The organism is Streptomyces griseomycini, assembly GCF_014203535.1.
Lineage (GTDB): Bacteria > Actinomycetota > Actinomycetes > Streptomycetales > Streptomycetaceae > Streptomyces > Streptomyces griseomycini.
This window is the reverse complement of record NZ_JACHJI010000001.1, coordinates 749,894-772,675: the sequence shown is the minus strand read 5'-3', so window position 1 is coordinate 772,675 and position 22,782 is coordinate 749,894. Positions and strand designations below refer to the sequence as shown.

Genomic DNA, 22,782 nt, shown 5'->3' with positions numbered 1-22,782 from the left:
TACCCGGTGGCATCCCTTCTGTTTCCCGCGCGGAACGCTGCCCTCAGCGGGGGCGCGGGGCGGGTGTGAGGGTGCGGACCCCCTCCTCACGGGGGCCGTGAGGAGGCCAACCTCAGGAAAAGCTCATCTTGATGGACACAGCAACTACCGGCTCCGTAGGGTCGCGGCCATGCCCGACATCTCGCTGACCGTGGTCGTCCTGCTCTGCCTCGCGGCCCTCGCCGCCGGCTGGATCGACGCCGTGGTCGGCGGCGGCGGGCTGCTGCTCCTGCCGGCCCTGCTGCTGGGGCTCCCCGCCGGCACCCCGGCCGCGCACGCGCTGGGCACCAACAAGGCGGTCGCCATCGTCGGCACCACGGGCGCGGCGGTGACCTACGCCCGCAAGGCACCGGTCGACGTGGGGACGGCCGTGCGCATCGGACTGGCCGCCCTCGCCGGATCGTCGGGCGGGGCGTTCTTCGCGGCCGGGATGAGCACGGAGGTCCTCAAACCGGTGATCATGGTGGTGCTGCTCGGTGTGGCCGCCTTCGTGATCCTGCGCCCCGCCTTCGGCACGGCCCCCGCCCCCGGCCCGGCCACCCGCCGCCAGATCCTCGCCGCGATCGGCCTGGCCGGCCTGGGCATCGGCTTCTACGACGGCCTCATAGGCCCCGGCACGGGCACGTTCCTCGTCCTGGCGCTCACCGCCGTGCTCCACCTCGACCTCGTCACCGCCTCCGCCACCGCCAAGATCGTCAACTGCTGCACCAACGCCGGCGCCCTCGCGACGTTCGCCTGGCAGGGGGCGGTGCTGTGGCAGCTGGCGGCCCTGATGGCCGTGTTCAACCTGGCGGGCGGCACGCTCGGCGCCCGCACGGCCCTGAAGAAGGGCAGCGGCTTCGTCCGCGTCGTCCTGCTGACGGTCGTCTTCGCCCTGGTGGCGAACCTGGCGTACGAGCAGTGGCTGGCCTGAGCGACACACCCGGTGATCACATCCGGCTGACGTGATCCACCCGTGCGGGTTAGGCTCCAGCGCCGCTCCACGGCGCGAGCGGCCGGTGCCGGGGAGCGCCGCGGAACGGAACACGGGTGGGGGACACGATGGCCGAGGACGGCAGAGCGTCCGGGGTGTGGTCGCGGCCGCTGGTGCGGGCCGGGCTGGTGGTCGGGGCGGGTGCGCTGGCCGGGCTCGCGGTGGAGTTCCACTGGCTGGGGTGGACGTCCTTCCCCGGCAACAGCTGCGGCGGCCGCTACCGGCCCTGCCCGGAGGGCACGACGCCGACCCTCATACTGGCGTTCCTGTTCACCTTCGCCGGTGCCGTCGGGCTCGTCGCCGCCGTCGCCGCGTTCCACCGGATCCGTCCGGGCAGGGCCGTGCCCGGCGCGCTCGCCGCGGCGGGCGTGCTGATCGCGCTGTGGCCCGGCTGGCAGGCCTACCTCTGGATGCGCGGGCCGGTGCTCGACCGCGCCTGGCAGGCCGGAGCGGACCGGCCCGCGAGCGTGCGCGGCGTCGGGGCCTGGGCGGTGGGCGAGGACGCGGAGACGGTCGTACGCGCCCGGACCGACGCGCTGGTCGCGTACGACTCCGGCACCGGGGACCGCGGGTGGGTCCTGCGGGCGCCCGTGCGCGAGTCGGTGTGCGCGATGAGCGAGCGGATCGTCGACGGCATCGGCCTGGTCGCCTTCGCGCGGAACGAGAAGCCGTGCGACGCCGTGTGGGGCGTCGACGTACGCAGCGGGCGCAAGGTGTGGGAACGGAACATCACCGGTGTGACACCGGGGCCCCACCAGGGCGGCGGCGGGCTGCTCTCCGCCGACGCGGGCGTGGCCGTGGCGCTGGGCGAGCACGCGGTCCACGGGTACGGGCTCACCGACGGCGCGGTGCGCTGGACCGCGAAGCCCGTCCCCGCCGGGACCGGGGCCGATGACGACGTCGAGTGCGAGCCGGTGACGGCCGCCACGGCCGGCGGCACCACCACGGTCGTCGTGTCCTGCGCCGGCTACGACGGCTTCCACTCGGCGTACCTCCTCTCCCTCGACACCGCCGCGGGCAAGGAGCTGGGCCGGCGGGAGCTGCCGGTCGAGAGCCACCTGAGCTCGGCCGCGGTGCTCTCCGCCGAGCCGTTCACCCTGCTGGTGCAGGAGTCGGACGAGCGCGGCCTCGCCGCCGTCCTGGCCTACGGCGCCCCGGACGACCCGAAGCGGGAGCCGGTGACGATCCCGCTCACCGCCGACGAGGAGGACCTGGCCGTCACCGGGTTCGCCCCCAGGTTCGCCGCCCGGCCGGTGTTCCGGACCGTGGTCGCCGACGGGAACCTGATCGTGGCCGCCGCGAAGCCCGGCTCGGACTCTCCCGAGCGGGTCGCGGCCTACTCGCTCGACGACGGCCGGCGCCGCTGGCACGCGGACCTGGGCACCGGGGTCGCCGCCCTCGCCCCCGTGGGCCCGGACCGGGTGGCCGTGCTCGGCGATTCCCAGCGCCTGTGGACGCTCACCACCGATGACGGCACCCGGGTGGGCGAGGAGGACGGCATCACGGTGCGCGACGTCTCCCTGAAGCTCGACAGCGGCCCGCAACTGGTCCGGGCGGGCGACGGCTGGGTGCTCGTCAACGCCGACGGCGACACCTATCCCCCCGTGCTCGGGGTCAGTCCTTAGGGGCTTCCCGCGTCAGCAGGTCGACCATCCCCGCCCCGTCCTCGTCGCCGTGCCCGTCGGCGACGCGGCGGGCCATCAGGTCCATGTACGGCGTCAGCAGCTCCGCGCTGACACCCTGTTCCCCGGCCGTGCGCAGCAGCGTCGCGTTGCCCGCGGACTGCATCGCGAGGTTGGACACGACCCCCTCGGTGTAGTCGCCGCTCTCCAGCCGCTCGGCGGTCAGGTGCACGGACGGCGTCATCGCCGTGAGCCAGGAGGCGAGCAGCGGCGCGAAGTCCTTGGGGGCGATGTCCTCCCGGCGGATCAGCGCGAAGGCGTGCGTGACGCCGGCGAACAGTCCGCTCATCGCGCTCAGCAGCGCCACGTCGTGCAGCGCGGCGAAGCCCGGGTCCTCCCCGACGTACCGGGTGCCGGCCGGGACGGCGAGCGTGTCGCGGTGCTCGTCGAACAGGGCGCCCGAGCCGCTGTAGAAGACGTAGCCGCCGGACTCCGCGTCCCCGATCATCGGCGGTACGGCCATGATCCCGCCGTCCAGGAAACGGGCGCCGCGCGCCTCGGCCCAGGCGGCGCGGGAACGGCCCTCTTCCGGGGTCCCGGTGGTGAGGTTCACCAGGTCCCGTCCGGTCAGGTCGGCGTCCTCGAGCGCCGCGCCGACGGAGGCGTCGTCGAGCAGGCAGGCGACCACCAGCCGGCTCGCGGCCACCGCCTCGGCGGCGCTCGCGGCGACCACGGCGCCCTCGGCGGACAGGGCCTCGGCGCGGGCGGGGGTGCGGTTCCAGACGGTCACGCGGTGCCCGGCGGCGAGCCAGGCCCGGGCCAGCGCGGTGCCCATGGCGCCGGTGCCGAGGAGGGTCAGGGGAGTGCGGGAAGCAGGGGCGGGGGAAAGGGTGTTGTCGGTCATGGCGACCAGACTCGCCGCGGGGGAAGGGCCTGCTCAAGTACGCACTTCGAAGTGGGTGCTCACCCCGGGGAAAGGGTGCAGGCAGAGCGAGCGGACGGAGTGGCGGGCATGGCGACGGTACGGCGGCCGGGCGGGTACGTGTGCGGGATCGACGCGGCGATGGACGTGGTCGGCGGCAAGTGGAAGGTGCTCGTCCTCTGGGCGCTGGGCGAACGGCCGCACCGCTTCGGCGAGCTGCGCCGGGAGCTGCCCGGGATCACCGAGAAGGTGCTCGCCTCGCACCTGCGGGAGCTGGAGGCCGACGGCGTCGTGCACCGCGAGGAGTACGACGAGGTGCCGCCCCGCGTCGAGTACTCGCTGACGCCCAAGGGGGTGTCCCTCAACGCGGCGCTGGAGCCGCTCGGGGCCTGGGGGCGGGAGAACGTGCTCGGGGACGCGTACCGCGGGGCGCGGGAGGACTCAGCGGCTGTCCGTCAGGTGCGCGTAGACGACGACGTTCCCCTGGTACCCGGTCGTCCGTGACCAGCCCCCGCCGCAGGTGATGACCCGCAGCTCGGGGCGGGGCGCCGCGCCGTAGACCTTCGCGTCGGGGAAGTCCTTCGCGGCGTAGACCTCGACGGCGTCCACCGTGAACACGGCGACGCCGCCGTCGCGCCGGTCCACCTCGACGGTGCTGCCCTTGCGCAGCGCGCCGAGGGAGTAGAAGACGGCGGGGCCGTCGGCGTTGTCGACGTGGCCCGCGATGATCGCGGTGCCGGTCTCGCCGGGGGTGGTGCCTGCCTCGTACCAGCCGGCGAGGTTCTTCCGGTCGGCGGGCGGGACGTCGAGGCTGCCGGTCTTCGTCAGGCCGAGGCCCGTCAGGGGCGCGTCCACGCCGATCGCGGGGATGCGGACGCGGTCCGGCGGGGAGGGCGGCAGCGCGGGTGTCGCGGCCCGGCCGCCGCCGCGGCCGTCGGCGCCGGCGTGCGCCTGGGCGGCGGACGGTTGCGGCGGGGCGTGCGTCCCGGCCCCGTCGCGCAGCAGCCACAGCCCCGAGCACAGGGCGCACACGGTGACGGCGGCTATGACCGCGTTGCCCGGACTGCAGGTCCGGCGGAATCTGCGGCGCATGGCGGAGTGACCTCTCCTCGAATCGGTCCCCGTGCCCCCTCCGGGCCGCGAGGGGCGTCGGACCCGGAGGGGGAGGGGACCTGCGGTACTGGCGGACGGGCAGCGGAGGGTGCCCGTCAGATCCCGTCGCCTCTCGCCCGGCGATGCAGGAGCCAGGTACCGCCCGCGGCGGCGACGGCGAGAGCCGCCACACCGGCCGCGGTCTGCACGGGATCGGGGCCCAGTGCGCCGCCGATCCCCGTCTTCACACTTCCTCGGGGGTACACCTGCTGCGACCCGGACGTCAGCGTGACCACCAGGTCGCCCGTGACCCGCCGACCGCTCTCGGCGCACGTCGCGACGATCTCGTACGTCCCCGGCTGCGCGCTCGGCGGTACCCGGAACTGCCCGATCTCCTCTCGCTCGTGCGTGCTCGGCGCGAGGGCGAAGCGGCCCGCGCCCACGGCGGTGGCGTCACCGTCCGCCGTCCCCTCGTCCCCGCACGCCGCGGTGTTCACCGTGACCTGCGCGCCCGGTGCGACCGAGGACGGGTACACCTCCAGGCTCCCGGCCGGCACACCGTGCGCGGGCGCGGCGAGCGCCCCCGCGGCGGCCGCGGCGAGCGCGGTGCCGGTCAGCAGCCGGGCGGTACGTCGCATCGATGCTCCCTCGAGCTCACGGAGGGGCCACGGCCCGCGGCACCCCCATGTGCCGCCGTCGGACGCGTCCCTGCTTCTCCGAGGTAAGTGCCACCGGGCCCGGACCGCTTCCTGAGGAAGCGTCAGGAAGCGGTCCGAACGGGTGTCGCGGCGGCCCGGAGGGGTGCCGGACGGGTCGCGTTTCAGCAGGTCACAGGCGCCACGCCGGTCCGGTCGCGGAAAAGCGCCCGAAGAGTGCGCGGTGCGCCTGTGAACGGGTGACCGGGGCGGGCGGGGCGCGCGACTTGACCTCAAGTTAAGTCGAGGTACCAGGCTCTGTCGCATGAAGACAGCGACCGATGCCCTCCACGTCACCGTCGTCGTCGGCAGCAACCGGCACGGCCGCTTCGGTCCGGTCGTCGCCGGCTGGCTCCTGGACCGCCTCCGCGACCGCGCCGACCTGGCCGTCGACGTCGTGGACGTCGCCGACATCGACCTGCCCACCACCATGGAGCCCACCGCACGGGCCGCCGCCGCACTCGCCGACGTCACCCCGAAGCTGGCCCGCGCGGACGCCTTCGTCGTCCTCACCCCCGAGTACAACCACTCGTTCCCGGCGGGTCTGAAGAACCTCATCGACTGGCACTACGGCGAGTGGCGGGCCAAGCCCGTCGCCCTGGTCACCTACGGCGGACTCGCCGGCGGGCTCCGGGCCGCCGAGCACCTGCGCCAGGTCTTCGCCGAGCTGCACGCCGTCACCGTCCGCGACACCGTCTCCTTCCACGGCGCGGCGGCGGCCTTCGACGACGAGGGCCGCCCGAGGGACCCCGCCCGGCCGAACGCGGCGGCGAAGACGATGCTGGACCAGCTCGTGTGGTGGGCGACGGCGTTGCGGGAGGCGCGGGAGAAGCGGCCGTACGAGGGCTGAGCCCGGTCGGGGGAGGAGGGGGCCGAGCCCGGCCGGGGACGGGCCGCGCCCGCCCCCGCGTCCCCTTCAGCCCCGCCCCCGCCATTCCCCGCTCCCGATCGGCTTCCCCCCGGTCCGCAGCCGGGCGGCGACGGGCGGCGCGGCGACGTACACCCAGGCCCGGACGGGCGTGCCGTCGGCGGCCCGGACCACCTCCCGCGCCACCCGCTCGTACAGGTTGCGCGGATCGCCCGGCACGTACTCCTCCAGCCGGTCCAGCTCGGCCAGCAGCCCCGCGTACTCCTCCGGCAGCGCGGTCACCAGCTCCCCGCTCACCACTCCGCCCGGTTCCTCGACGGCGTACGGGTAGCCGGGCCCGTCGTACAGCACCGCGCCCCGCAGCCGGCCGGGTTCCTCGTCGCGCGTGCGGCCGCGCAGGAAGAGGTCGTGGTTGGCCTCGCCGGGGCGGAGGGTGCCGTAGACGAAGAAGGGGAGAGTCACGCCCGTTCACCTCCTCACGGGAACGGTTCCCGTCCCCGGCCCGAGCGTACGGGGCCGGTCCGGCCCGCCGGCCGGGACCTACGTCCGCACCGCCTCCAGCCGCACCGCGCACGCCTTGAACTCCGGCATCCGCGAGGTCGGGTCGAGGGCCGGGTTGGTGAGGGTGTTGGCCCGTCCCTCGCCCGCCCAGTGGAACGGCATGAAGACGGTGTCGGGGCGGATCGCGGTGGTGATCCGCGCCGGCGCCACGGCCCGGCCCCGCCGGGACACGACGGCCACCGGGTCGCCCTCGGCCGCACCGAGCCGCTCCGCGAGCCGCGGGTGCAGCTCCACGAACGGGCCGGGCGCGGCGGCGTTCAGCTCGTCCACGCGCCGGGTCTGGGCGCCGGACTGGTACTGCGCCACGACCCGTCCCGTGGTCAGGAGCACGGGGTACTCGTCGTCCGGCTCCTCGGCGATCGCACGGTGCGAGACGGGCGCGAACCGGGCCCGGCCGTCCTCGGTGGCGAACCGGTCGAGGAAGAGCCGGGGCGTACCCGGGTGGGCGCCGGGGCCGGGGCGGGGGTCCTCGGCCCGCGCCGGGTCGTCGGGCAGGGCGTCGAGCGCGGCGTCCTCGGGGTCGCCGACGTCCCCGGCGCCGGCGGTGTGCGGCGGGCCGTCCGCCGGGGCCGGGCACGGCCAGAACACGCCGTTCTCCTCCGCCAGCCTGCGGTAGGTGATCCCCGAGTAGTCCGCGGGCCCGCCCGCGCTGGCCCGGCGCAGTTCCTCGAAGACCTCCTCGGGATCGGTCGGGAAGCCCTTCTCCAGGCCCCGGTCGCCGCCCAGCCGGGCCGCCAGCTCGTGCAGCACCTCCAGATCGCTGCGGACGCCCTCCGGCGGGTCCACCGCGCGGCGGCGCAGCAGCACCCGGCCCTCGAGGTTCGTCGTCGTGCCCGTCTCCTCGGCCCACTGCGTCACCGGCAGGACGACGTCGGCGAGCGCGGCCGTCTCCGACAGCACGACGTCGCACACCGCCAGGAAGTCCAGCGCGCGGACGCGTTCCTCCACGTGCGCCGCGCGGGGGGCCGACACCACCGGGTTGGAGCCCATCAGCAGCAGCGAGCGGATGTCCGTGCCCAGCGCGTCCAGCAGCTCGTAGGCGCTGCGTCCCGGCCCGGGCAGGCTGTCCGGGGCCACGCCCCACACCTCGGCCACGTGCCGGCGCGCCGCCGGGTCGGTCAGCTTGCGGTAGCCGGGCAACTGGTCGGCCTTCTGGCCGTGTTCGCGCCCGCCCTGCCCGTTGCCCTGCCCGGTCAGGCACCCGTACCCGGACAGCGGCCGGCCCGCCCGCCCCGTCGCCAGGCACAGGTTGATCCACGCGCCCACCGTGTCGGTGCCCTTGGACTGCTGCTCGGGACCGCGGGCGGTGAGCACCATCGCCGCCTCCGGCTCGCAGAACAGCCGTACTGCCTCCCGGAGTTGAGGAACGGACACCCCCGTGATCCGCTCCACGTACTCCGGCCAGTGCGCCATCGCCGCGGCCCGGGCCTCCTCCCAGCCGACGGTGCGCTCCCGGATGTAGGCCTCGTCGGTGCGGCCCTCGGCGACGATCAGGTGCAGCAGCCCGAGGGCCAGCGCGAGATCGGTGCCGGGGCGGGGCGCCAGGTGCAGATCGGCCTGCTCGGCGGTCCTCGTGCGGCGCGGGTCGACGACGATCAGCGTGCCGCCGTTCTCCTTGAGTTCGGTGAAGTAGCGCAGCGACGGCGGCATGGTCTCCGCCGGGTTGGACCCCACCAGGATCACGCAGCCGGTCCTCGGGACGTCCTCCAGCGGGAACGGCAGCCCCCGGTCCAGCCCGAAGGCCTTCGTGCCGGCCGCCGCGGCCGACGACATGCAGAACCTGCCGTTGTAGTCGATCTGGGAGGTGCCCAGCACCACCCGCGCGAACTTGCCGAGGCCGTACGCCTTCTCGTTGGTCAGCCCGCCCCCGCCGAACACCCCGACCGCGTCCGCACCGTGCTCCGCGCGCGTCCGGCGCAGTCCGTCCGCGATCCGGTCCAGCGCCTCGTCCCAGGGGGCCGGCACCAGCGCGCCGTCCCCGGACCGCACCAGCGGGGAGGTCAGCCGCACCCGGGAGGAGAGCAGGGCGGGCGCCGTACGCCCCTTGCCGCACAGCGCGCCCCGGTTCACCGGGAAGTCCGTGCGCTCGCCCACCTCGACGGTCCCGTCCGGCGCGGGCGTCAGATTCATCCCGCACTGCAGGGCGCAGTAGGGGCAGTGCGTGGGCGTCACGGTCTTCTGCATGCGGTCCAGCCTGCGCCGCCGGTGTTACGCGTCGCACCGGCCCCTGTTACGCCACCGGTACGGCGACCTCCCCGCACCCGGGGGACCACCGTGAGGCGGCCGCCGCGGTCACCCGGCCGCGTCCGCCAGCGCCCGCTCCACCCCCGGCTCCCTCGGCCCCAGGAACCGCGGATCCGGGCGGAACACCGCGTCCGCGGCGGCCTTGCCCGCCGCGAGGACCTCCCGGACGCCCCCGTAGTACCAGGTGGCGTCGCGCCGTTCGGCGACCCCCACGCCGTGCGAGGAGACCCCGGCCGCCTCGCACAGCGCCACCGCCCGCCGGACGTGGAAGTCCTGGCTGATGAGCACCGCCCGGTCCACGCCGAAGATCTTCTTCGCGCGGACGCAGGAGTCCCAGGTGTCGAAGCCCGCGTAGTCGCTGACGATCCGCGCGTCGGGCACGCCGTGCCGGGTGAGGTAGGCGCGCATCGCGTCCGGCTCGTCGTAGTCCTCGCGGCTGTTGTCGCCGGTGACCAGGACCACCTCGATCCGGCCCGCCCGGTACAGCTCGGCCGCCGCGTCCAGCCGGTGCGCGAGGTACGGCGACGGCTCCCCGTCCCACAGACCGGCCCCGAAGACGACGGCGACCTCGGTGCGCGGCACGTCGGCGGTCGTGCGCAGCCGGCCGTCCGCCGCCAGGCGCAGCCACGTCGCCGGCAGCAGCGCCAGCACGCACGCCGCCATCACCGCCTGCGTCAGCCGCCTCCGTCCGGCACGGGTGCGCGGCAGGCGCGGTCTCGTCCCTCTCACGCGGCGCACCACATGACGCATCGGACGGCCCTCCCCGGTCGGTCCCCGGCTGTGAAGGACGTCCCCCCGCGCCCCCCGGTTCGCGCCCCGCCCTGTGACGAGCTTCACGCGGGGAGGCGAACCCGCAGGCCGAACGGCCTCACACCGCCCGTGGTCCGCATCGTGAACCGCCGGAAAACGCCTGTCACCGGCGCGCAACGGCCAGGCAACGCGCCGCGGCCACCATCGGTGCATGACGGCGACGCACCTCGACAGCACGGCGGACCTCATGAACCGGATCGGCACCAGACTCGTGGGACAGCTCGGCCTCGTCCGGCCGGACGGGCGGCGGCGCCCGGTCCCGCCCGCCCTCGTCGTCGTGGCGCACGGCAGCCGCGACCCGCGCGCGCTGATCACCGTACGGGCGCTCCTCGACCGAGTCCGCGCGCTCCGTCCCGGCCTGCCGGTGCACCTCGGCCACATCGAGCTCAACGCCCCCCTGCTGCCCGACACGCTCGCCGAGCTGGACGCGCGGGCCACCGGGGCCGCCGTCCTGGTGCCGCTGCTGCTCAGCCGCGGCCACCACGTCAAGCGGGACATCCCCGAGATGGCCGCCGAGGCCCGGCTGCACACGCGCGTGGCCGCTCCGCTCGGCCCCCACCCCCTGCTGGTGGACGCCCTGCACGCCCGGCTCACCGAGGCCGGCTGGCCGGCGCACGCCCCCCGGGAGGGCGCCGTCGTGCTCGCCGCCGCGGGCTCGCGCGACCCGGAGTCCCGCGCCGACACGGGCCGCACCGCCGCCCTCCTCGCCGGCCGCCTCGGCGTCCCGGTCGTCCCCGCCTACGCCTCCGCCGCCGGCCCCACGGTGCCGGAGGCGGTGCGCGCGCTGACGGCCCGGGGCAGGTCCCCCGTCGCCGTCGCCTCCTGCTTCACGGCCCCCGGCCGTTTCGCCACGGAGTGCGCGGCGGCGGCGCCCGGGACCGCGTCCGCCCCCCTGGGCACCCACCCCGCGATGGCCCGCCTCCTCCTGCACCGCTACGACCGGGCGCTCACCGCACCGGCGCCCCCGCGGACGGCCCTCGCACCGGCGTGAAACGGCCGTCGACGTCCCGTGTGCCGATGGCTGCGTCTACTGTCGGTGCATGGAAGGCATCACATCCGGCACACCCCTGACGCCGCCGTTCGAGAACCACGTCCCGCCCGCCGGGTACGACACCCTCGCCGTCGAGCGGTGGGCCGTCGAACCCGACAAGCGCCCCGGCCGCACCGCCTTCCAGCGCGACCGCGCGCGCATCCTGCACTCCGCCGCCCTGCGCCGCCTCGCCGGCAAGACGCAGGTCGTCACCCCGGGGGAGCTCGGTCAGACGGGGGACGCCAGCCCCCGGACCCGCCTCACCCACTCCCTCGAGTGCGCCCAGGTCGGCCGCGAGCTCGGCGCCGCCCTCGGCTGCGACCCCGACCTGGTGGAGGCCGCCTGCCTCTCGCACGACCTCGGCCACCCGCCCTTCGGGCACAACGGCGAACAGGCGCTGAACGAGTTCGCCGAGGACTGCGGCGGCTTCGAGGGCAACGCCCAGTCGCTGCGCCTGCTCACCCGCATCGAGCCCAAGCGGTTCGTCACCGACCCGGCCACCGGCGACCTCACCAGCGTCGGCCTCAACCTCACCCGCGCCGCCCTCGACGCCGCCACCAAGTACCCCTGGCCCCGCGGCGCCCACCCCACCGACCCGGCCTCCCCGAAGTTCGGCGTCCACGAGGACGACCGCCCCGTCTTCGACTGGGTCCGCAAGGACGCCCCCGGCACCCGCGTCTGCTTCGAGGCCCAGGTCATGGACTGGTCCGACGACGTGGCGTACTCCGTGCACGACGTGGAGGACGGCCTGCACGCCGGCCACATCGACCCCGGCCTCCTGCACGCCGGCCCCGAACGGGAGGCCGTCTTCGCCGTCGCCGTGGGCCGGTACGTCCCCGCCGGCACCGATCCGGCCGAACTGGCCGAGGCCCTCGACCGCCTCCTCGCCCAGGAGTGGTGGCCGCACGGCTACGACGGCACCGCCGTCGCCCAGGCCCGCCTGAAGGACGCCACCAGCCAGCTCATCGGCCGCTTCTGCCTCGCCGCCGAGGGCGCCACCCGGCAGGCCTACGGCGGTGGCCGCCTCACCAGGTACGGCGCCGAGCTGGTCGTCCCGCGCAGCACCCGCATGGAGTGCGCCGTCCTCAAGGCGGTCGCCGACCGGTACGTCATGCAGCGCGCCGAGCAGGAGCGGCTCCGCGCCGACCAGCGGATCGTCGTCCTGGAACTGGCCGAGGCGCTCACCGCCCGCGCCCCCGACGGACTGGACCCGCAGTTCCGCACCCTGTTCGACCGGGCCCCGGACGACCGCGCCCGCAAGCGGGTGATCGTCGACCAGATCGCGTCCCTCACCGACGCCTCGGCCCGCTCGCTTCACGCCCGTCTCACGGGGCAGGGACGAGACGGGACCGGTGGGACACGGGTGACGTGAGCTCGCCCGAAGGTGACCCTGCGTGGCCTGATCGGGTCACCACCCCTTCCCGCATCACGCTGTGTGCGGGACGCTCGCAGGTGGCGGCACACGGACGAGGAGGCAACAAGTGGTCGACGCGGATCAGACATTCGTCATCGTCGGAGGCGGCCTGGCCGGTGCGAAGGCGGCCGAGACACTGCGCACGGAGGGCTTCACCGGCCGCGTGATACTGATCTGCGACGAACGCGACCACCCGTACGAGCGGCCGCCCCTGTCCAAGGGCTACCTCCTCGGCAAGGACGAACGCGACGGCGCCCTCGTGCACGAGCCCGCCTGGTACGCCCGCCACGACGTCGAGCTGCACCTCGGCCAGACCGTCGACGTCGTCGACCGCGCCGCGAAGACCGTCCGCTTCGGCGACGACGGCACCACCGTCCGCTACGACAAGCTGCTGCTGGCCACCGGCGCCGAGCCCCGCCGCCTCGACATCCCGGGCACGGACCTGGCCGGCGTCCACCACCTGCGCCGCCTCGCCCACGCCGACCGCCTCAAGGGCGTCCTGACCTCCCTCGGCCGCGACAACGGGCACCTGGTGATCGCCGGGGCCGGCTGGATCGGCCTGGAGGTCGCGGCGGCGGCCCGCCAGTACGGCGCGGAGGTCACCGTCGTCCACCGGGGCCCGACCCCGCTGCACTCGGTCCTCGGCCCCGAGCTCGGCCAGCTCTTCGCCGAACTGCACAGCGAGCGCGGCGTCCGCTTCCACTTCGGCGCCACGCTCACCGAGATCACCGGACAGGACGGCATGGTCCTCGCGGCCCGCACCGACGACGGCGAGGAACACCCCGCGCACGCCGTCCTCGCCGCGATCGGCGCCGCCCCGCGCACCTCCCTCGCCGAGGCGGCGGGCCTGGCGCTCGCCGACCGCGCGGACGGCGGCGGCGTCCTCGTCGACGAACGGCTGCGCACCTCCGACCCCGACATCCACGCGGCCGGCGACGTCGCCTGCTTCCCGCACGCCCTCTTCGGCACCCGGCTGCGCGTGGAGCACTGGGCCAACGCCCTCAACGGCGGCCCGGCGGCGGCCCGCGCGATGCTCGGCCGGGAGGTGACGTACGACCGGATGCCGTACTTCTTCACCGACCAGTACGACCTGGGCATGGAGTACTCCGGCTGGGCGCCCCCGGGCTCCTACGACCAGGTGGTGATCCGGGGCGACGCGGGCAAGCGCGAGTTCATCGCGTTCTGGGTGAGGGAGGGCCGGGTGCTGGCGGGGATGAACGTCAACGTGTGGGACGTCACGGACCCGGTCCAGCGGCTGATCCGCTCCCGGACCGCGGTGGACACGGAGGCGCTGGCGGACCCCCGCGTACCGCTCGAGAGCCTCGCGCCCTGAGCGCCCGGCCGTCCCCGTGCCCCGGGAGTGTCCGACCGTCCCCGTGCTGTGATTCCCGGGGGCGACCCCCGGACCCCCGGCCGTGGCGCGCTCCCCGTGCCCCGGGAGTGTCCGACCGTCCCCGTGCTGTGATTCCCGGGGGCGACCCCCGGGCCCCCGGCCGTGGCGCGCTCCCCGTGCCCCGGGAGTGTCCGACCGTCCCCGTAGAATTCACGCGTGGCAGGACGGATCAACGACGAGGACGTGAAGGCGGTACGGGACGCGGTCCCGATCGACGCCGTGGTGTCCGAGTACCTCCAGCTGCGGAACGCGGGCGGCGGCAACCTCAAGGGCCTGTGCCCCTTCCACGACGAGAAGTCGCCGTCCTTCCAGGTCAGCCCGAGCAAGGGGCTCTTCCACTGCTTCGGCTGCCAGGAGGGCGGCGACACCATCACGTTCGTGATGAAGGTCGACCACCTCTCCTTCTCCGAGGCGGTCGAGCGCCTGGCCGCCCAGGCCGGCATCACCCTGCGCTACGAGGAGGGCGGGTACAACCCCGCCCACCAGCGCGGCGAGCGCATCCGCCTGGTCGAGGCCCACAAGATCGCCGCCGAGTGGTACGCGGAGCAGCTCGCGGCCTCCCCCGAGGCGGAGACCGGCCGGGTCTTCCTCGCCGAGCGCGGCTTCGACCAGGCCGCCGCCGTCCACTTCGGCGTCGGCTACAGCCCCCAGGGCTGGGACCACCTCACCCGCTTCCTGCGCGGCAAGGGCTTCAGCGACAAGGAGCTGATCCTCTCCGGCCTCTCCCAGGAGGGCCGCCGCGGCCCCATCGACCGCTTCCGCGGCCGGCTGATGTGGCCCATCCGCGACATCGGCGGCGACGTCGTCGGCTTCGGCGCCCGCAAGCTCTACGAGGCGGACAACGGCCCCAAGTACCTCAACACCCCCGAGACCGCGATCTACAAGAAGTCCCAGGTCCTCTACGGCATCGACCTGGCGAAGAAGGACATCGCGAAGTCCTCCCGCGCGGTCGTCGTCGAGGGCTACACCGACGTCATGGCCTGCCACCTGGCCGGCGTCACCACCGCCGTCGCCACCTGCGGCACCGCCTTCGGCGGCGACCACATCAAGATCCTGCGCCGGCTGCTCATGGACAACGGCAGCGCCCGCGTGATCTTCACCTTCGACGGCGACGCGGCCGGCCAGAAGGCGGCCCTGCGCGCCTTCGAGGACGACCAGAAGTTCGCCGCCGAGACCTACATCGCCATCGCCCCCGACGGCATGGACCCCTGCGACCTGCGCCTGGCCAAGGGCGACGAGGCCGTCGCCGACCTGGTCGAGCCCCGCACCCCGCTGTTCGAGTTCGCCCTCCGCCAGATCGTCGGCCGCTACGACCTGGACACCCCGGCCGGCCGCGCCGCCGCCCTCGACGAGGCCGCCCCCGTCGTCGCCCGCATCAAGAACAGCGGCGCCCAGCACGAGGTCGCCGTCCAGCTCGCCGGCATGCTCGGCATCCTCGACACCCAGTTCGTCGTCAAGCGGGTCGCCCAACTGGCCCGCTGGGCCCGCGAGCGCGGCGGCAAGGGCCCCGCCCCCGACCGGCAGCAGCGCGGCGGCCCGCAGCAGTACGCCGCCCCCGCCCAGGACCGGGCCGCCCCGCGCGGTCCCGCCCTCAACCTCCGCAACCCGGTCTTCGCCACCGAACGCGAGCTGCTCAAGCTCGCCCTGCAGCGCCCGGAACTGGTCTCCCCGGCCTTCGACGCGTACGGCGTCGACGAGTTCACCGCCCCGCCGTACGCGGCCGTGCGCCAGGCGATCCTGGACGCGGGCGGCGCGGAGCACGGCGTGCGGGACCCGCAGGAGTACCTGATCCGGGTCCGCGACGCCGCCCCCGACGACACCGTCCGCGCCACGGTCACCGAACTCGCCGTCGAGGCGATCATGCTGCACCGGGGAGTCAAGGAGGTCGACGAGACCTACGCGGGCGCCCAGCTGGTCACCGTCCGCCGCCGCGCCGTCGAGCGCCGCATCCGCGACATCACCAGCCGCCTCACCCGCCTCGGCACCCACGGCGACCCGGCCGAACTGGCCTCCGTGCAGAACGAGTTGTGGGTGCTCCAGCAGTACGACCAGGCCCTGCGCGAACACGGCGCGGCGGCGCTGTAGGGGACGCCGCGGAGGACCGGGTCAGGTCCCCGCGAACGTCGGCGTCACCGCCCGCACCAGCCGGTCGGCGAACTCCCGCCCGGCGTCCTCGAAGCGCGGGTACTCCGTGACGAAGTGGTCCCACTCGACGTACCCGACCGCCTCCACCACGTCCTCCAGCAGGATCTCCTCGCGGTACGGGTGCGGCCACTCGCCCGACAGCCGGAACACCTCGTGCAGCAGCTCGCGGCGCAGCGGGTGCCGCTCGGCCAGCAGCACGGCGTCGTACAGGTCCTTGCCCTGCCCGTGCATGTCGTTGATCAGCCACATCAGCTTCCACGCCAGGGACAGCTCCGGCGTCGCCGCCTGCACGATCGCGCCGCCCGGCAGCTCCACCGGCTCGGGGTCCTCGGGCAGCCTCTCGTCGAACACGAAGTCGAGCTGCACATGGCCGCCGGGCAGCCCCGGCGACCCCCACGGCAGCACCATGCGCCGCCCCGGCACCCGGTCGTAGGTCCAGATGTCCTCGACCACCGCGCCCCGGGCCGAGATCCCGACCTCCCGCCCGCGCGCGTCGGCCAGCGCCTGCGCGGCCCCGGCGATCCCGGCCAGCATCCGCTCCGTCCGCCCGTCGTCGATCCGCCAGGTGTGCGGCACGACGACGAAGTCCAGGTCGCCCGGCTCGCGGGCGGCGTCGCCGAACCACGCCGACATCAGCACGCTGCCGCGCAGCACCAGCGCGTCCACCCACGGCGAGTCCGCGATCGCCTCCAGCACCAGGTCCAGCGCCCGGCGCCGCGCCGCCCGCCACGCCTCGCCCCGGGTCGGGTCGGTGAAGCGGGGGTCGGTCGCGCGGTAGGCGTTCTGGTGGTGCTTCAGGGCCGGGTCGAACACGGGGCGCTGCACCACGTCGTCCCCCGGCACCCACTGCAGCGTCCGCGGCAGGTCGACCGCCCTGCGGGTGCCCTCGTCCAGCGGCTCGCGGGGGATCTCCTCGCTCCGCCAGCCGAAGTTCCGCCACCTCGTGCCGCTCATGTCCGCACCCCCACCGGCTCCGTGAGCCATCCCTCGTCCACCGACACGTCGCTGTCGTGGAGCACGAACTCCCGCTCCACGCCCAGCACGTCGTACCCGTCCAGATCCGCCAGCAGCCGGTCCAGGGCCCGTCCGGCGCCCTCGGCGTCCACCCCGTGACAGCGCTGGGTGACGAACCGCTCGTGCCGTGCCCCGGCGCGCACCCGCCGGGCGTTCCACGACAGGTGGGCGCCGTGCGGCACGACCCGGGCCGCCAGGGCGTCCAGGTCCGTCCCCGCGGCGAGCAGCAGCTTCACGTGGTGCTCGAAGTACCGCCCGTCCGCGCACGGCCCGTCCGGCACCTCCGGGGCCCACGGCGACGACTCGGTCTTCACGCGCACGGGCTCGAACCCGTCCGCCCTCAGCCGCGCCGCCACCTCACGCGCCCGCGCCGACTCCTCGGCGTAGGTGCGGGAGCCGGCCAGGGTGAGCATGGGCTGGTCGCGCATCCGGCCCCGGGCCAGCACGATGTGCGTCAGCTTGAGACCGGCCGCGGCGGCCCACCGACGCAGTTCCTCCGCCTCCCCGGGGCCGGAACAGCGGACCGTCACATGGGTTTCGTACAGGGAATCGGACACCCGTGGATCGTCCCAGACCGGGGGCGCGCCCGGCATCCGGGTTTCGGTGCGGGGTATCCGCCCGGTCACGGACCGGACGCAAAAAGTCATCGCACGCCCCTCGTGGGGACGATGTGTCGTACCCCACACTGGGGTGCGGTGCCTGAGTCCTCGGAGCGCGGCCGACCCGTCCCGGACGGGTCCCGGACACCCGCGGTTCCGCTCATCGCGTACGGGACGGACAGCGGCGAGGCCGCCGACTCCGCCCCCGAAGTACCGCTGCCGCCCGCCTCGGCGGCGGCGATCATCCTGGAGGTCGCCCCCGTGCAGACCCAGACCCTCACCCAGACCGACACGAGTGCGGTCGGCGCGCAGCCGGACGCGGACGTCCTCGTGGCGGTGCCCGTGCAGAGCCGCGTCGTGCACCACCCCGGGACCGGAACGGACCCCGGGTTCCCGCCCGAGCCGGCCGAACCGCCCGCGGACGCGCTGGAGCCGGCCCCGGCCGAGCCCGTCGGGCCCCCGCCCCCGCGCCCCGAGACCGGCGGCCCCTCCTCGGACCTGTTCCGCCAGTACCTGCGCGAGATCGGCCGCATCCCCCTGCTCACCGCGGCCGAGGAGGTCGAACTCGCCCGCCGCGTGGAGGCCGGGCTGTTCGCCGAGGAGAAACTGCGGCTCACGCCCGACCTGGACAGCCGGCTCGCCCTCGACCTGGACCGGCTCGTCGTCATGGGCCGGATGGCCAAGCGCCGCCTCATCGAGGCGAACCTGCGGCTCGTCGTGTCCGTCGCCAAGCGGTACGTGGGCCGCGGACTGACCATGCTCGACCTGGTGCAGGAGGGCAACCTCGGCCTGATCCGGGCGGTGGAGAAGTTCGACTACGCCCGCGGCTACAAGTTCTCCACCTACGCCACCTGGTGGATCCGCCAGGCCATGTCCCGCGCGCTGGCCGACCAGGCCCGCACCATCCGCGTCCCCGTCCACGTCGTCGAACTCATCAACCGCGTCGTCCGCGTCCAGCGCCGCATGCTCCAGGAGCGCGGCTACGAGCCGACCCCGGACGAGGTCGCCGCCCACCTCGACCTGCCGCCCGAGCGGGTCGGCGAGGTCCTGCGGCTCGCCCAGGAACCGGTCTCCCTGCACGCCCCGGTGGGGGAGGAGGACGACGTGGCCCTCGGCGACCTCATCGAGGACGGCGACGCCGCGAGCCCCGTCGAGTCGGCCGCGTTCCTGCTGCTCAGGGAGCACCTGGAGGCGGTCCTCTCCACCCTCGGCGAACGCGAACGCAAGGTCGTCCAGCTCCGCTACGGCCTGGTCGACGGCCGCCCCCGCACCCTGGAGGAGATAGGCCGCATCTTCGGCGTGACACGGGAACGCATCCGCCAGATCGAGTCCAAGACCCTCAACAAGCTCCGCGACCACGCCTTCGCCGACCAGTTGAGGGGTTACCTGGACTGAGCGTCACGAGCCGTTCCCCCCGCCCTCCTCACGCCGCCGGGCCGCGTCGACGGAGGAGCCCACCGCCGCGCCCACAGCGGTGCCCAGGGCGATGCCCAGGCCCAGGTTGTCGGTCAGCTGACCGAAGCTGATGCCCAGGGCCAGGCCGATCGGCATCCACAACGCCATGCCGGGCGCCCGGCGCTGCTCGGCCGGTTCCGCCCCGCCCGCGTTCGCGTCCGTGCCCTCGCCCTTGTCGGCCATGTCCCGGTCCTCCCCGTTTCCGACGCCGTCAGTCCGCCTCCGCCAGCGCCTGCGCGAACTGCGCCGCGTACAGGCGGGCGTAGGACCCCTCCGCCGCCAGCAGCTCCTCGTGCGAGCCCTGTTCGACGATCGCGCCATTCTCCATCACCAAGATCGAGTCCGCGTCCCGGATCGTCGACAGCCGGTGCGCGATCACGAACGACGTCCGCCCGTGCGCCAGTTTCGCCATCGCCTTCTGGATCAGCACCTCGGTCCGGGTGTCCACCGAGCTCGTCGCCTCGTCCAGCACCAGGATCACCGGGTCGGACAGGAACGCCCGCGCGATGGTGATGAGCTGCTTCTCGCCGGCGCTGACCCCGCTGCCCTCGTCGTCGATCACCGTGTCGTACCCGTCGGGCAGGGTGCGGACGAACCGGTCGGCGTGGGCCGCCCGGGCCGCCTCCTCGATCTCCTCCCGGGTGACCTCGCGGGCGGCGCCGTAGGCGATGTTCTCCGCGATGGTGCCGCCGAACAGCCAGGTGTCCTGCAGCACCATGCCGATCCCGGAGCGCAGCTCGTCCCGGGACATCCGCGCGATGTCCACCCCGTCGAGGGTGATGCGCCCGCCGGAGACCTCGTAGAACCGCATCAGCAGGTTCACCAGCGTGGTCTTGCCCGCGCCGGTCGGGCCGACGATGGCGACCGTGTGCCCCGGCTCGACCTTCAGCGACAGGTCCTCGATCAGCGGCTTCTCGGGGTCGTACCGGAACGACACCTGCTCCAGCGCCACCCGCCCGCGCAGCTCGGCCGGCCTCTCGGCCGGCACCGGGTCGGCCTCCTGCTCCTCGGCGTCCAGCAGCTCGAAGACCCGCTCGGCCGACGCGACGCCCGACTGCACCAGGTTCGCCATCGAGGCGACCTGTGTCAGCGGCATCGAGAACTGCCGCGAGTACTGGATGAAGGCCTGCACGTCACCGATGGACAGTGAGCCCGACGCGACCCGCAGGCCGCCGACGACCGCGACCAGCACGTAGTTGATGTTCGACACGAAGAACATCAGCGGCTGCATGACGCCGCTGTTGAACTGCGCCCGGAACCCGGCCTCGTACAGTGCCTCGTTCTCCTCGGCGAACTTCCGCGCCGACTCCTCCTGCCGCCCGAACACCTTCACCAGGGTGTGCCCGGTGTACATCTCCTCGATGTGCGCGTTGAGCGTGCCGGTCGAGCGCCACTGCTGCACGAAGTGCGGCTGCGACCGCTTGCCCACGCGCGTGGCGACCACGAACGACAGCGGCACGGTCACCAGCGCGACCAGCGCGAGGATCCACGAGACGTAGAACATCATCGCCAGCACGCCGATGACGGTCAGCAGCGAGTTGATCAGCTGGCCCATCGACTGCTGCAGCGTCTGCCCGATGTTGTCGATGTCGTTCGTCGCCCGGCTGAGCACCTCACCGCGCTGCCGCTTGTCGAAGTACAACAGCGGCAGCCGCGACAGCTTCGTCTGCACGTCCTCCCGCATCCGGTACACGGTGCGGTTCACGGCCCGGTTCACCAGCCGCGTCGCCACCGCCATCAGCAGACCGGCGACCGTGAACACCGCCAGGGCGAGCAGCAGGACGTCGCCCACCGCCGTGAAGTCGATGCCCTCGCCGGGGGTGAAGTCGGTGCTGCGGAGCATGTCGGCGACATCGCCGTCGCCGCGCTCGCGCATCGAGTCGAGCACCTGCTCCTTGGTGGCGCCCCCGGGCATCTCGCGCCCGACGATGCCCGCGAAGACCAGGTCGGTCGCCCGGCCGAGGATCTTCGGCCCGATCACGCTGAGTCCCACGCTCAGCACCACGCAGACCAGCAGCCCGTAGATCGTCAGCCGCTCCGGCCCGAACCGGGCGACGAGCCGTCTGCCCGACCCCTTGAAGTCCATCGTGCGCTGGTCGGGGCCGCCCCCGGCCGTCACCCGCGCCACAGGCCCCGCCATCAGGCAGCCTCCGCTTCCGTCAGCTGGGAGAGCACGATCTCCCGGTAGGTCTCGTTGTCCGCCATCAGCTCGTGGTGCCGGCCGGTGCCGACCACCCGGCCCTCGTCCAGCACCACGATCCGGTCGGCGTCCCGGATGGTCGCCACCCGCTGGGCGACGATCACCACGGTCGCCTCGGCGGTCTCCCGCGCGAGGGCCGCCCGCAGGGCCGCGTCGGTGGCGTAGTCGAGCGCGGAGAAGGAGTCGTCGAAGAGGTAGATCTCCGGGCGCTGCACCAGCGTCCGCGCGATCGCGAGGCGCTGGCGCTGACCGCCGGAGACGTTCGTCCCGCCCTGGGCGACCGGCGCGTCGAGCCCGCCCTCCAGCCGCTCCACGAACTCCTTGGCCTGCGCCACCTCCAGCGCGTGCCACAGCTCCTCGTCGGTGGCGTCCGGGTTGCCGTACCGCAGGTTCGTCGCCACCGTCCCCGCGAACAGGTAGGGCTTCTGCGGCACCAGGGAGACCGTCCGGGCCAGCAGCGCCGGGTCGACGTCGGCCACGGGCACGCCGTCCACCAGCACCTCGCCGTCGGTCGCGTCGAACAGCCGGGGGACCAGCCCGAGCAGCGTGGACTTGCCGCTGCCGGTGGAGCCGATCACGGCGGTGACCTCACCCGGCCGCGCCACCAGGTCGACGTTCCTCAGCACCGGCTCCTCGGCGCCCGGGTAGCGGAAGCCCGCGCCCCGCAGCTCCAGATGGCCGTGCCGGCGCAGCTCGGTGACGGGCGCGGCGGGCGGCACGACGCTCGAGGAGGTGTCCAGCACCTCCTGGATGCGTTCGGCGCACACCTCGGCGCGCGGCACCATCATGAACATGAAGGTGGCCATCATCACGGACATCACGATCTGCATCAGGTAGGCGAGGAACGCCGTCAGGTCGCCGATCTGCATCCCGCCGCCGTCGATGCGGTGCGCGCCGAACCACACCACCGCGATCGACGACAGGTTCACCACCGTCATGACCACCGGGAACATCAGCGCGAGCAGGTTGCCCGTGCGCAGCGACACGTCGGTCAGCTCGGTGTTGGCCCTCCCGAACCGCCGCTGCTCGTACGCGTCCCGCACGAACGCCCGGATCACCCGGTTGCCGGTGATCTGCTCGCGCAGCACCCGGTTCACCGTGTCGAGCCGCTCCTGCATGGTCCGGAACAGCGGACGCAGCCGCCGCACGATCAGCGTCACGCAGATCCCCAGCACCGGCACCACCGCGACCAGCACCCCGGACAGCGGGACGTCCAGCCCGAGCGCCATCACGACGCCGCCCACACACATGATCGGCGCCGACACCATCAGGGTGAACGTCATCAGCACCAGCGTCTGCACCTGCTGGACGTCGTTCGTGGTGCGGGTGATCAGCGAGGGCGCGCCGAAGTGACCGAGCTCACGCGCGGAGAACGACTGCACGCGGTCGAACACGGCGGCGCGCACGTCCCGCCCCAGTGCCGACGCGGTCCGGGCGCCGTAGTACACGGCGCCGACGTTGCACACGACCTGTGCCAGCGAGACGCCGAGCATCAGGGCGCCGTAGCCCAGGATGTAGCCGGTGTCCCCCTGGACGACACCGTCGTCGATGATGTCGGCGTTCAGCGTGGGCAGGTAGAGCGTGGCGCAGGTCTGCAGGAACTGCAGCAGCACCAGCAGGGCGATGGGTCTGGTGTAGGGCCTGAGATGGGCACGCAGAAGTCGTATGAGCACGCTGCTTCTCTCGGAGTGGTCGACGAGGGCGAT

General features: G+C 74.1%; 20 protein-coding genes. 9 read left to right on the top strand and 11 right to left on the bottom strand.

The annotated features are described in order from the left end of the window. Positions 1-169: 169 nt before the first annotated feature. Positions 170-952 carry a sulfite exporter TauE/SafE family protein gene (locus FHS37_RS03535; protein ID WP_184817510.1) on the top strand — a complete coding sequence of 261 codons (783 nt, stop codon included), beginning with the start codon at positions 170-172 and terminating at the stop codon, positions 950-952. Between the two features lie 116 nt (positions 953-1,068). Next, complete coding sequence (locus FHS37_RS03530) at positions 1,069-2,637, top strand: outer membrane protein assembly factor BamB family protein (RefSeq protein WP_229889690.1); 1,569 nt, start codon at positions 1,069-1,071, stop codon at positions 2,635-2,637. On the opposite strand, the gene FHS37_RS03525 is transcribed toward FHS37_RS03530, so the two are convergent. Next, positions 2,627-3,538 carry an NAD(P)-dependent oxidoreductase gene (locus FHS37_RS03525; RefSeq protein ID WP_184817509.1) on the bottom strand — a complete coding sequence of 304 codons (912 nt, stop codon included), beginning with the start codon at positions 3,536-3,538 and terminating at the stop codon, positions 2,627-2,629. The genes FHS37_RS03530 and FHS37_RS03525 overlap by 11 nt on opposite strands. Before the next feature lie 108 nt (positions 3,539-3,646). On the opposite strand from FHS37_RS03525, the gene FHS37_RS03520 reads away from it, so the two are divergent. Beyond that, positions 3,647-4,060 carry a winged helix-turn-helix transcriptional regulator gene (locus tag FHS37_RS03520; protein ID WP_184817508.1) on the top strand — a complete coding sequence of 138 codons (414 nt, stop codon included), beginning with the start codon at positions 3,647-3,649 and terminating at the stop codon, positions 4,058-4,060. On the opposite strand, the gene FHS37_RS03515 is transcribed toward FHS37_RS03520, so the two are convergent. Beyond that, positions 3,998-4,648, bottom strand: a complete 651-nt coding sequence (locus tag FHS37_RS03515; protein ID WP_184817507.1) for a class F sortase — start codon at positions 4,646-4,648, stop codon at positions 3,998-4,000. The genes FHS37_RS03520 and FHS37_RS03515 overlap by 63 nt on opposite strands. Positions 4,649-4,764: 116 nt before the next feature. Continuing rightward, the gene (locus FHS37_RS03510) at positions 4,765-5,286 is read right to left on the bottom strand and encodes a GVDTG sorting domain-containing protein (RefSeq protein WP_184817506.1); all 522 of its coding nucleotides are present in this window, start codon (positions 5,284-5,286) and stop codon (positions 4,765-4,767) included. A 322-nt stretch (positions 5,287-5,608) separates the two neighbouring features. On the opposite strand from FHS37_RS03510, the gene FHS37_RS03505 reads away from it, so the two are divergent. Then, the gene (locus tag FHS37_RS03505) at positions 5,609-6,193 is read left to right on the top strand and encodes an NADPH-dependent FMN reductase (RefSeq protein ID WP_184817505.1); all 585 of its coding nucleotides are present in this window, start codon (positions 5,609-5,611) and stop codon (positions 6,191-6,193) included. Positions 6,194-6,259: 66 nt separating this feature from the next. Here FHS37_RS03505 and FHS37_RS03500 read toward each other — a convergent pair whose 3' ends face one another. From FHS37_RS03500 to FHS37_RS03490, 3 genes are all read right to left on the bottom strand, one after another. Continuing rightward, entirely contained in the window at positions 6,260-6,673 is a 414-nt protein-coding gene (locus FHS37_RS03500) for a gamma-glutamylcyclotransferase family protein (RefSeq protein WP_184817504.1), read from the bottom strand. Between the two features lie 78 nt (positions 6,674-6,751). After that, positions 6,752-8,956 carry a molybdopterin oxidoreductase family protein gene (locus tag FHS37_RS03495; protein ID WP_184817503.1) on the bottom strand — a complete coding sequence of 735 codons (2,205 nt, stop codon included), beginning with the start codon at positions 8,954-8,956 and terminating at the stop codon, positions 6,752-6,754. 108 nt (positions 8,957-9,064) lie between these two features. Further along, positions 9,065-9,766 carry a SanA/YdcF family protein gene (locus FHS37_RS03490; RefSeq protein WP_221499181.1) on the bottom strand — a complete coding sequence of 234 codons (702 nt, stop codon included), beginning with the start codon at positions 9,764-9,766 and terminating at the stop codon, positions 9,065-9,067. 211 nt (positions 9,767-9,977) lie between these two features. On the opposite strand from FHS37_RS03490, the gene FHS37_RS03485 reads away from it, so the two are divergent. The 4 genes from FHS37_RS03485 to dnaG all read left to right on the top strand — a co-directional run bounded on the left by FHS37_RS03485 (position 9,978) and on the right by dnaG (position 15,748). Next, positions 9,978-10,817 (top strand): sirohydrochlorin chelatase, encoded by an 840-nt coding sequence (locus FHS37_RS03485; RefSeq protein WP_229889691.1) that lies wholly within the window; start codon positions 9,978-9,980, stop codon positions 10,815-10,817. A 49-nt stretch (positions 10,818-10,866) separates the two neighbouring features. After that, complete coding sequence (locus FHS37_RS03480) at positions 10,867-12,228, top strand: deoxyguanosinetriphosphate triphosphohydrolase (protein WP_184817502.1); 1,362 nt, start codon at positions 10,867-10,869, stop codon at positions 12,226-12,228. 109 nt (positions 12,229-12,337) lie between these two features. Further along, complete coding sequence (locus FHS37_RS03475) at positions 12,338-13,603, top strand: NAD(P)/FAD-dependent oxidoreductase (RefSeq protein ID WP_184817501.1); 1,266 nt, start codon at positions 12,338-12,340, stop codon at positions 13,601-13,603. 216 nt (positions 13,604-13,819) lie between these two features. Further along, entirely contained in the window at positions 13,820-15,748 is a 1,929-nt protein-coding gene (gene dnaG, locus FHS37_RS03470; RefSeq protein WP_184817500.1) for a DNA primase, read from the top strand. A 21-nt stretch (positions 15,749-15,769) separates the two neighbouring features. Here dnaG and FHS37_RS03465 read toward each other — a convergent pair whose 3' ends face one another. Both FHS37_RS03465 and FHS37_RS03460 read right to left on the bottom strand, forming a co-directional pair. Further along, the gene (locus FHS37_RS03465) at positions 15,770-16,762 is read right to left on the bottom strand and encodes a nucleotidyl transferase AbiEii/AbiGii toxin family protein (RefSeq protein WP_184817499.1); all 993 of its coding nucleotides are present in this window, start codon (positions 16,760-16,762) and stop codon (positions 15,770-15,772) included. Next, positions 16,759-17,415 (bottom strand): hypothetical protein, encoded by a 657-nt coding sequence (locus FHS37_RS03460; protein WP_184817709.1) that lies wholly within the window; start codon positions 17,413-17,415, stop codon positions 16,759-16,761. Before FHS37_RS03460 ends, FHS37_RS03465 begins: the two co-directional genes overlap by 4 nt. A 102-nt stretch (positions 17,416-17,517) precedes the next feature. Between FHS37_RS03460 and FHS37_RS03455 the strand changes: the two genes are divergently transcribed. Next, positions 17,518-18,816, top strand: a complete 1,299-nt coding sequence (locus FHS37_RS03455; protein ID WP_184817498.1) for an RNA polymerase sigma factor — start codon at positions 17,518-17,520, stop codon at positions 18,814-18,816. A gap of 3 nt (positions 18,817-18,819) precedes the next feature. On the opposite strand, the gene FHS37_RS03450 is transcribed toward FHS37_RS03455, so the two are convergent. The 3 genes from FHS37_RS03450 to FHS37_RS03440 are packed head-to-tail and all read right to left on the bottom strand — an operon-like array spanning position 18,820 to position 22,749. Continuing rightward, on the bottom strand, positions 18,820-19,059 hold the full coding sequence (locus FHS37_RS03450) for a hypothetical protein (RefSeq protein ID WP_221499179.1): 240 nt from the start codon (positions 19,057-19,059) through the stop codon (positions 18,820-18,822). A gap of 28 nt (positions 19,060-19,087) precedes the next feature. After that, positions 19,088-21,016: an ABC transporter ATP-binding protein gene (locus FHS37_RS03445; protein WP_184817497.1), complete on the bottom strand. Its 1,929-nt coding sequence runs from the start codon at positions 21,014-21,016 to the stop codon at positions 19,088-19,090. Continuing rightward, positions 21,016-22,749, bottom strand: coding sequence for an ABC transporter ATP-binding protein (locus FHS37_RS03440; protein ID WP_184817496.1), 1,734 nt, complete (start codon positions 22,747-22,749; stop codon positions 21,016-21,018). Before FHS37_RS03440 ends, FHS37_RS03445 begins: the two co-directional genes overlap by 1 nt. Positions 22,750-22,782 lie beyond the last annotated feature (33 nt).